The organism is Rhodopirellula sp. MGV, assembly GCF_002251265.1.
Lineage (GTDB): Bacteria > Planctomycetota > Planctomycetia > Pirellulales > Pirellulaceae > Stieleria > Stieleria baltica_A.
Map to the genome: position 1 here is coordinate 202,741 of NZ_NPDI01000053.1, position 7,102 is coordinate 209,842.

Here is a 7,102-nt window from a genome sequence, read left to right on the forward strand (position 1 = left end):
TGTTGCGATCTTCGCGAAATCGTCGGAAGATCGCAACGGCCTGACTGCCTCGCTGAGGAGGACTACTTCACCAAGTTGGACTCGACGAAGACGTCTTCCAAAGCGCCGCTGCGGGTTTCGCCTTCAGGGCTGATGTAGTGCGTACCGGCAACGCGGTTTTCGATGTTCGCTTTGCCTTTCTCGATGATCGACGCTGGCAGGCGGACGTATCCAACTCGTTCACAAAGTTCAGACACATTGTCCAGGTAGTAGCTGACGAAGGTTTGCACTTCGGCACGCTTCAGCGAAGCCAAGCTAACGTAGATGAACAACGGACGGCTGAACGGGGCGTAGCTGCCGCTGGCGATGTTGTCGGTCGTCGGCAGGTAAGCTTGTCCGTCTTTCGGGTTGATGATCTGAACGGCTTTCAGCTTGTCCTTGCTTTCTTCGTAATACGCAACGCCGAAGAATCCGATCGCGTTTTTGTTATCGGCAACGCCCTTCACCAGGATGTTGTCGTCTTCGTTCAAGCTCATGTCTTTGCGAAGCTCGCTGTCCGACTTGCCAACGACGACTTCGTGGAAGTAGTCGTAGGTTCCGCTGCCCGTTCCAGGAGCGTAGATGTCGATTTTTTCCGCCGGCCACGAAGGATCAACGTCCTGCCACGTTTTGGCAGCGTCTTCACCGACGAAGATTTTGGTCAGTTGTTCGATGGTCAACGTTTCAACCCAATCGTTCTTGGGGTTGATCACGATGGTCAAACCGTCGTACGCCACAGGAACTTCGATGAAGCTGACTTCGTTCTCGGTGCACTTCTCTTTTTCGCCTGGTTTGATTGGGCGAGAGGCATCCGAGATGTCAGTCTTTTTGACTTGGAAGTCTTTGAAGCCGTTCCCTGTGCCGGCACCGTCAACGGAAACCGAAACCTCGGGATACTGCTTGCCAAACTGCTCGGCGACAGCGTTGCTGATCGGCAGAACCGTGCTGCTACCGTTGATTTTGATCGTGCCAGCCATGTTCGAAGGTGCTGCTGCGCCTTCTTCGGTCATGCTGGTGGCTGCACCGTCTTCGGTCGAAGCGGTGTCTGATTTTTTGCCGCATCCGGCAACGCACAAGGCGGCGATCGCCAGGGGAAGGGTCCAGTTTTTCAGTTGGATGGCCATCTGAAAGAATCACTCCGGTGATAGTTGAGGAATTTTGTTCCTGATTTGGCCGCCTAAAACACTTGGCCGCCGAAAAGGTGCCATTTCTGGTGGGGAAAGTACCCTTTTGAAATGCTGACAATTCGAAAGGGACGGTTTCCGTGTCGCGCGGAAAGATACCAGTGCAGGCTCAACCTGACGACCACAAGGGTGCGAATCAGCGAATGAAGATTAGATGAAGAGAAACGTGGCGTTGCCGCAATCCTGCCCACCCGAGGGAAGAACCCCCGAAACACGGGCGCAATGGGGGTGGACGTCACATTGACACTGCTGCACCCCTGCAATCACGCTAACCGATCCTCCCGTGAAGACCGTGTTAAATCTAATGCGGATGGCCCGTTGGGGGCAGATCGGTGGCCCTGATCAGTCCGCCGACTCTTTGACTTTCTCGAGGATATCGAGCAGGACCTTGTCCGCTTCGATGCCTTCTGCCTGGGCTTCGAAGTTCAGCAGAACGCGATGGCGCATCGTTGGTAAGTAGACACGGCGGACGTCTTCAAAGCTGACATTGAATCGACCCGCGAGTACCGCACGAACTTTCGCGGCGAGTGCCAGCGTTTGTGCACCCCGCGGGCTGCTGCCCCAGCGAACGAATTGATTGGTGGCGTCGACCGAATGCGGTCCATCGGGGTGGGTCGCCAATGTCAGACGAACCAAGTAGTCACGAATCGGTGGGGTCAAGACAACTTCGCGGACCATCGCTTGCATGCCGCGAATCGCCTCGCCGTCGATGACTTTTTCAATCACCGGTTTTTCGCCACGCGTCGTGCGTTCGACGATTTCGTTCAAATCTTCGCGGCTGCTGTACCCGACAACCAGTTTGAACAAGAACCGGTCAAGCTGCGCTTCCGGCAGCGGGTAAGTGCCTTCTTGTTCGATCGGGTTTTGGGTCGCGAGCACGAAGAACGGTTTCTGTAGTTCGTATCGCGACCCGCCAGCGGTGACAGTGCCTTCTTGCATCGTTTCGAGCATTGCCGACTGTGTCTTCGGTGTCGCTCGGTTGATTTCGTCAGCCAACAAGATTTGCGTGAAGACCGGCCCGCGTTGGAATTGAAATTCGCGATGCCCCTGGTCCGATTCGACAATCATGTTGGTGCCCAAAATGTCGGCGGGCATCAAGTCGGGTGTGAACTGGATTCGATTGAAATCCAAGTCGAGGACTTCTGATAGCGTGCGGACCAGCATTGTTTTGCCAAGTCCCGGTACACCCTCCAGCAAACAGTGCCCTCCGCAGAGCATTGCGGTCAACACGCCTTGAACGATTTCGTCGTGTCCGACGATCACTCGACCGATCATTTCGCGAACGCTTTCGTATCGTTGGCGGAAGTCGTCGGCCTTTTGCTGGGTGGAATCGGAAACGCTGCTCATCGAATGCTCAAAGGGGATAGACAAGTTGACTTTGGCCAGTTGGCAGTTTATCCGATTTTGATCGGGTGAGGTGATTCGCCTGTCCTTTTTTGCCGTCGCGAATTGTTTTTTAAGTCGCGGAATTGATGGTCAATCAAATCGCCGATTCCAGCCGCCGTTAATGTTGATCGATTGCCCACAAAGAAACGTGTTGTTCGGATCAACGGCAAAGCAAATCGCGCGTGCAATGTCTTCCGGTGAACCCCATCGCCGCATCAAGGATTGTGAGGTTGCGCGAATGTCCCAGTATTCACTCGTTGTTTCTCCCCAAGCTGTTTTGATCCAACCCGGACAAACGGTGTTGACGCGAATCGTCGGCGCAATCTCTTGAGCCAAGCTCGCTGCGAACGCCATCACCGCAGCTTTGACAGGTCCAAACATCTGTCCCGCTTCGCCTTCCATGCCGAGCGGCGCTTGGTCCCATCCGATAAAAATCATCGACCGATCACAAGGGTTTTGTTTGGCATCGGTCTGCATCCGCTGCGCAACATCACGGCTGACTTTAATCGTGTTGATCACGTCAACTCGCATCAAGTGTTCGAGCTTTTCTTCGAAGGATCCGTTCGCGGCTTGGCCGGTCAAGACATCCGCGCCAGCATTGTTGATCCAGACTTCGGGGCGGAGCGTGTTCCAAGCTTCTTCGGTCAATCGTTCGCAATCAGCAATCGATGCAAAGTCAGCTTGGAAGAGGCTGACACGTTTTCCAAGTGATTCGATCTGCCGTGCGGTTTCTTGGGCTCCGTCAACGTTTTCGCGATAGTGAATCCCCAGGTGTGCAACGCTTGGGTCGCGTGCAAGCAGGCTAGCGATTTGTTGGCCGATTCCGGATGATGCTCCGGTAACCATGACTCGACGAGAGGATTCGGTCATCAGTGAAGCGGGATTCCTGTTTGCGAAAGTTCCAGTCGGGCGGCTTGCGCCGGTGGTCGTGGCTGGACATGTTGGAGCCATCAGGATGACTTTAAATGCCGCCTCCGTTGAGGGTGTTGTGAGAAAAATTTTCTTTCAACAGCCAAAGTTTTTAGCCACCAAAGTTCGATGTTGCGAGCAGACTTTACGGGAAACGAGCTAGCCTAAGCCTAAAGCTAGCGGCTTTTCCGGCCCCGACTTCCTCTCCCCAACGGGGCTGATCATGCCTACAGCCTGTCGTGCCCTTGCCGTGACAACACCTTGGGAGCTACGCTTTTGAGGCGGCGCATTCGACGTAAAGTCCGCAATTTGGCCTTGCGGAGGCCGAAACGGTCCCCGCCGGAACTAGATTTGCCTTTACCTTTCTATTCCCCTCCCAATCATTCTCTCTATGTCTGACTCAAAGACCATTGCTCAGGACGAAGTACGCAAGCAGCTCGGCGAACTGGAGCGACAGTCAGAGATCGATATCGATACGGCGGAAACGAAAGAGTGGATGTCGTCGCTGGAGTATGTGCTCAAGAGCAAAGGCCCCGAGCGAGTCCGCTTCCTGCTCGAAAAACTACGCGACCGCGCCGCCCAAGAAGGCGTGCACGCAGCAGCCGCAGACACGAACACTCCTTACCTGAATACGATCCCCGTTCACGAACAGCCTGCTTTCCCAGGCAACCGTGATTTGGAACGACGCATCAAATCGATCATCCGTTGGAACGCGATGGCGATGGTCGTCGGCGGTAACAACCGTGGCGGCGGCATCGGCGGACACATCAGTACGTTCGCTTCGAGCGCGACACTATACGAAGTCGCCTTCAACCACTTCTTCCGCGGACGCGGCGAAGACGGTTTCAACGGCGACTCGGTTTACTTCCAAGGCCACGCCTCACCCGGGATGTACAGCCGAGCGTTCGTCGAAGGACGCTTGAGTGCAGAGAAGCTCACCAACTTCCGACGTGAACTTCAAGACGGCGGCGGGCTGAGCAGCTACCCGCACCCTTGGTTGATGCCCGACTTCTGGGAATACCCCACCGTATCGATGGGCCTTGGCCCGATCATGGCGATCTACCAAGCACGCTTCAACGAATACCTTCGTGACCGCGGCATCAAAGACACGAGCGGCCAACGCGTTTGGGCATTCCTCGGTGACGGCGAATGTGACGAACCGGAAACACTCGGTGCCATCGGTTTGGCCTCGCGCGAAAAACTCGAAAACCTGATCTTCGTCATCAACTGCAACCTGCAGCGATTGGACGGCCCCGTTCGCGGTAACGCCAAGATCATTCAAGAGCTTGAATCGATCTTCCGTGGTGCCGGCTGGAACGTCATCAAGGTTATCTGGGGCGGCGATTGGGACGAACTGCTCGCACGCGACGAAAGTGGTTTGCTGGTCAAGCGAATGGGCGAAGTCGTCGACGGCCAATACCAGAAATACACCGGGATGCCCGGCAGCTACATCCGCGAGCACTTCTTCGGCAAATACCCCGAACTGCTCAAGCTGGTTGAGAACTACAGCGACGAAAAACTGGAAAAGCTCAGCCGTGGTGGTCACGACCCCGAAAAGGTCTTCGCCGCTTACAAGATGGCAACCGAGCTGAAGAACGGCAAACCGACCGTTGTTCTGGCCAAGACGATCAAAGGTTACGGACTCGGCGAAGCTGGCGAAGGCCGCAACGTTGCCCACAACCAAAAGAAGCTGAACGACGAAGAGTTGCTCGAATTCCGCTCGCGATTCGGGATTCCGATCAGCGACGAAGAAGTCGTCAAGACTCCGTTCTACAAGCCACCAGCGAACAGCCACGAAGTCAAATACCTGCACGAGCGCCGCAAAGCACTCGGCGGATACTTGCCGTCGCGTCCGACGGAACCGTTGACGATGGAAGTTCCCTCGCTGGAGGAAATGACCAAAGTCATCAAGAAGCTTGAAAACAAAAACGCGAGCACCACGTTCGCCGTCGTGCAAACGCTGATCGCACTTTGCCGCGACAAAAAGATCGGCAAGTTCATGGTGCCGATTGTTCCTGACGAATCGCGTACCTTCGGTATGGAAGGGATGTTCCGTCAGTTCGGCATCTATGCCCATGCGGGACAGCTCTACGAGCCTGTCGATTCGGCGATCATCTCGTATTACAAGGAAGCCCAAGACGGGCAGATCCTTGAAGAAGGAATCACGGAAGCTGGGTCGATGGCCAGCTTCAATGCCGCCGGCACCGCGTACAGCTGCCACGGCGTCAACATGATTCCGTTCTATATCTACTACAGCATGTTCGGGTTCCAGCGCATTGGCGACTTGGTCTGGGCTGCTGCCGATATGCGAGCCAAAGGTTTCTTGATCGGCGGCACCGCCGGTCGAACCACGCTCAACGGCGAAGGCCTGCAGCACCAAGACGGACACAGCTTGTTGAACGCGATCGCGTTCCCAACGGTTCGTTCGTATGACCCGGCATTCGCGTACGAAGCGGTGGTCATCATCCAGCACGGCCTGCAAAAGATGTACGCCGAAGGCGAAACTTGCATCTATTACCTGATGGCCGAAAACGAGCCTTACGATCACCCGGCAATGCCCGCCGGTTGCGCAGAAGGCATCGTAAAAGGGATGTACAAGTACAGCAGCCGCGAAGTGGATGGTGCCAAAGCACGCGTCCAACTGTTCGGTAGCGGTGCGATCTTGAACTGTGTGTTGAAAGCACAAGAGATGCTTGCCGAGCAATACGGCATCGCCAGCGACGTTTGGAGCGTGACCAGCTACACGGAACTTCGTCGCGAAGCCGCCGCGTGCCAGCGTTGGAACATGCTTCACCCCACCGAAACGCCTCGCAAGAGCTACTTGGAAGAGTGCGTCGAGGGTGTGGAAGGCCCGTTCATCTCGGCCAGCGACTATGTTCGTGCCCTGGGCGAGCAACTTGCCCCTTGGATCCCCGGCGATTACTACGTCCTGGGAACCGACGGAATGGGACGCAGCGAAACCCGCGAATCGCTTCGCCGTCACTTCGAAGTTGACGCCGAATCGATCATCATCGCGACGCTCAGCCGACTGTCCAAATCGGATGTCTTCACTGCCGAAGACGTCAAAAAGGCGATTGATGACCTTGGGTACAATCCTGACAAAATCAATCCCTACTTTGCATAACCTTGGTGGATCAACGATCCGCCACCTTTCCCGTTTAATGGTGTGAGCGGTTGACGCGTTCTGTCGCCGCTCGTTTCCCAGGCCATTCTCCGATCAAGCGCTAAAGAACTCATCACGATGGCAACCGAAGTTACCCTTCCCGAACTAGGCGACGGAATTGAATCCGGCGACGTCCTTGAAGTCTTTGTTTCCGTCGGCGACACGATCACCGAAGGCCAAGACATCGTTGAAATGGAAACCGACAAGGCGACCGTTCCTGTACCGTCTTCGGTTGCCGGAAAGGTTTCCAAGATCGTTGTCAGCGAAGGCGACACCGTTGCCATCGGTGGCGTCTTGATCGAAGTCGAAGCCAGTTCTGGCGCGGCAACCGCAAGCGAACCTGCACCGCCTGAGCCAGCTGCCGAAGCACCCGCTCCGGCACCGGAAGCTCCTGCCGAGCCGGCACCAGCACCGGCCGAGCCAACTCCCACACCACCCAAAC

At 55.7% G+C, this 7,102-nt stretch carries 5 protein-coding genes; 2 read left to right on the forward strand and 3 right to left on the reverse strand.

The features are described from left to right. Positions 1-62: 62 nt before the first annotated feature. From CGZ80_RS20150 to CGZ80_RS20160, 3 genes are all read right to left on the reverse strand, one after another. Complete coding sequence (locus CGZ80_RS20150; RefSeq protein ID WP_094417478.1) at positions 63-1,142, reverse strand: PstS family phosphate ABC transporter substrate-binding protein; 1,080 nt, start codon at positions 1,140-1,142, stop codon at positions 63-65. A gap of 402 nt (positions 1,143-1,544) precedes the next feature. After that, positions 1,545-2,549: an AAA family ATPase gene (locus CGZ80_RS20155; protein ID WP_094417479.1), complete on the reverse strand. Its 1,005-nt coding sequence runs from the start codon at positions 2,547-2,549 to the stop codon at positions 1,545-1,547. A gap of 129 nt (positions 2,550-2,678) precedes the next feature. After that, complete coding sequence (locus CGZ80_RS20160) at positions 2,679-3,458, reverse strand: SDR family NAD(P)-dependent oxidoreductase (protein ID WP_094417480.1); 780 nt, start codon at positions 3,456-3,458, stop codon at positions 2,679-2,681. A gap of 430 nt (positions 3,459-3,888) precedes the next feature. Here CGZ80_RS20160 and aceE point away from each other — a divergent pair, with 430 nt between their 5' ends. Both aceE and CGZ80_RS20175 read left to right on the forward strand, forming a co-directional pair. Next, positions 3,889-6,621 carry a pyruvate dehydrogenase (acetyl-transferring), homodimeric type gene (gene aceE, locus CGZ80_RS20170; RefSeq protein WP_094417482.1) on the forward strand — a complete coding sequence of 911 codons (2,733 nt, stop codon included), beginning with the start codon at positions 3,889-3,891 and terminating at the stop codon, positions 6,619-6,621. 117 nt (positions 6,622-6,738) lie between these two features. Continuing rightward, the coding region (locus CGZ80_RS20175) for a biotin/lipoyl-containing protein (protein WP_315851424.1) at positions 6,739-7,102 on the forward strand (364 nt) is incomplete at its 3' end.

Excerpts from the sequence above, each read along its gene's own strand:
- aceE (WP_094417482.1), top strand. The coding sequence starts at position 3,889 with ATGTCTGACTCAAAGACCATTGCTCAGGACGAAGTACGCAAGCAGCTC.
- CGZ80_RS20160 (WP_094417480.1), bottom strand. The coding sequence starts at position 3,458 with ATGACCGAATCCTCTCGTCGAGTCATGGTTACCGGAGCATCATCCGGA.
- CGZ80_RS20150 (WP_094417478.1), bottom strand. The coding sequence starts at position 1,142 with ATGGCCATCCAACTGAAAAACTGGACCCTTCCCCTGGCGATCGCCGCC.
- CGZ80_RS20155 (WP_094417479.1), bottom strand. The coding sequence starts at position 2,549 with ATGAGCAGCGTTTCCGATTCCACCCAGCAAAAGGCCGACGACTTCCGC.